This window comes from Thalassospira sp. UBA1131 (assembly GCF_002311515.1).
Classification (GTDB): Bacteria; Pseudomonadota; Alphaproteobacteria; order Rhodospirillales; family Thalassospiraceae; genus Thalassospira.
In genome coordinates this window covers 9783-12029 of the sequence record NZ_DCAO01000029.1, presented here as the reverse complement: position 1 = coordinate 12029, position 2247 = coordinate 9783, and the positions used below count along the sequence as shown (strand labels likewise).

Annotated in this window: 2 protein-coding genes; one reads left to right on the top strand and one right to left on the bottom strand. The window is 52.5% G+C overall.

All coding sequences use genetic code 11. The features are described from left to right. A partial coding sequence (locus B3Z49_RS04215) for an alpha/beta hydrolase family protein (RefSeq protein ID WP_414716239.1) occupies positions 1–527 on the bottom strand: 527 nt, incomplete at its 3' end. Between the two features lie 187 nt (positions 528–714). On the opposite strand from B3Z49_RS04215, the gene B3Z49_RS04210 reads away from it, so the two are divergent. Beyond that, positions 715–1929: an acetoin utilization protein AcuC gene (locus B3Z49_RS04210; protein WP_296988440.1), complete on the top strand. Its 1215-nt coding sequence runs from the start codon at positions 715–717 to the stop codon at positions 1927–1929. Positions 1930–2247: the final 318 nt, after the last annotated feature.

Below are 2247 nucleotides of genomic sequence, written 5' to 3'. Positions count from 1 at the left end.
ATGACATTAAAGGCATTGTCCGGGATCATCCGCGATGCTTTGGGGATCACCCAGCCCGCCTGGGAAAAACCGATAAAACCGATTTTTTGCCCTCTGTCGGGATAGGCCGTTTTGATTGCGTCATATGCTGCAACGGCTTCGTTTGCGCGGTCATTCATGGATTGCGAAAGCCAGTTTCCCGTGCTTTCGCCGACGCCGGCCTTGTCCCAGCTGTAAATGCCGATCCCGCGATCAAGCAGGGCGTTGATCACGGGTAAATAGCCATCGCCCGCAAAGCGGTCCTGCGGACCATCGCCGTGAACCAGAAGGGCAATCGGGCCTGTATGCTGCGCATCTGGCAAGATCAGGCTGCCAGACAGAACAGCATCACCAAGTGCAAAGCTGATCTGTTTGGTCGGGCGGTTGCTGATATCAAAGTCAGACAATCCGACAAGTGCAAGACTTCCCGGAACAGCAACAAGCAGAACAAACAGAACAAACGTCCCCCTGACAAGGTGGCGGTAACGAATGCGGCGGGGCGATGGCACGGCACAGCCTTTCAGGTTGGTGGCAGCAAGGAATATTTGGCAGTGTTCGCAGATTGCGAGAAGTCAGGGTGCCCGTCAATTGCCTTGCAACCGGTTATGTTGATGAAATCAGGTGTTTAGCCCAAAAGCATCCCGGCCATAGGTGCAAAGTGCTATGTCCCGAGTCTGGAATTGCGCAAAACAGAACTTGAAAGAGCATCATGAAACGGTCAATGCTTTCGGCACTGCAACCAAATCTGCCTTGCGTGCCATTGTGATCCTTTCTGACGAGATACCAGACCACCGTATTGCCGATCCTGCCCCGCGCATGATTGCGGCCGAGATTTATCGTGGTTCAAGCTATGGTCCCAAGCACCCGCTGGCGATCCCGCGTGTGTCGCTGGTGGTGGATATGGTGCATGCGCTGGGCTGGGTGGATGAGACTACCTATCTGACCGGGCCGGTGGCAACGCCCGACCAGCTCGCACGGTTCCACGACCCGGACTATATTGCCGCCGTGATGCAAGCTGAGCGCGATCAAACGCTGCCGGTCGAGATGATGGAGCGGTTCGGGCTCGGCAAGAATGGTAATCCGATCTATCCGGAAATTTTCCGGCGTCCGGCGACTGCCGCCGGATCATCGGTGATGGCAGCCAACCTGATCAAGGATGGCGGGATCATTCATCATCCGGCAGGGGGCACCCATCACGGTTTGCGCGATCGGGCATCGGGGTTCTGTTACTTCAACGATCCGGTTCTGGGCATTTATGCCTTGCTCGATAGCGGGTTGGACAGGGTGCTTTATGTTGATATCGACGCCCATCACGGCGACGGGGTGCAGATTGCCTTTGCCGAGGATGAACGCGTATTGACTGTTTCCATCCATCAGGAAGACCTGTGGCCCAAGACCGGCGCAATTGATGACATTGCAGGCGGTATGGCGCGCAACCTTCCGATGCCGGGCGGCATGCATGATGACGAGATGCGTTTCATCCTTTTTGAATATTTGATTCCGCTTGGATTAAGTTTTGCGCCTCAAGCTATTGTTTTACAATGTGGATGTGATACTCTTGCAGAGGATCCACTGTCCAGACAGCTTTTGGGCAATCAGTCGATCTGGGAAGTCGTGGGGGCGATGACCCGATTGGCGCCCCGAAGTCTTGTTCTTGGCGGCGGAGGATATAGTCCATATGGCGTTGCACGCTGTTGGTCTGGGGTGTGGGCAACCATTAACGGGATCGAAATACCTGATGTGTTACCCATCACAGCGGAAAATATCCTGCGTGTCATAAAATGGGCGCATAGTCGTGGAAGACAGCCGGCAAGTGAGTTGTTCACAACGCTTGCGGATCCATGGCGGGGTGGCGCCATCCGGGACGAGGTCCGGGATCGCGTCAAAAGACTAAGAGGATATGGGGTATGAAGTCGTTCTTTCAGATGGCTTTGGTTGTGTGCTTTGTCAGCGCGGCGGTTGTTGCCGGGCTGAATGCAAAGGCAACCGGTTATGAGCGGTCGCGTCTTCTTGTTGATGGCGAAGTGTTCAATGTTGAACTGGCCATCACACCCGAAGAANNGATTTTAAATTTAATACTGTTAACACAAAAATGAGTTTGCAGAAATTAGTGAATAGATCTATGTGTCTTTATAATAAAGACGATAAATTTAAGAACAAATTAGATAATATGAATAGCTTAGTAATTAGTGGAAGCGGATTTTAATATGAGAAAGAAAAAAATATTAT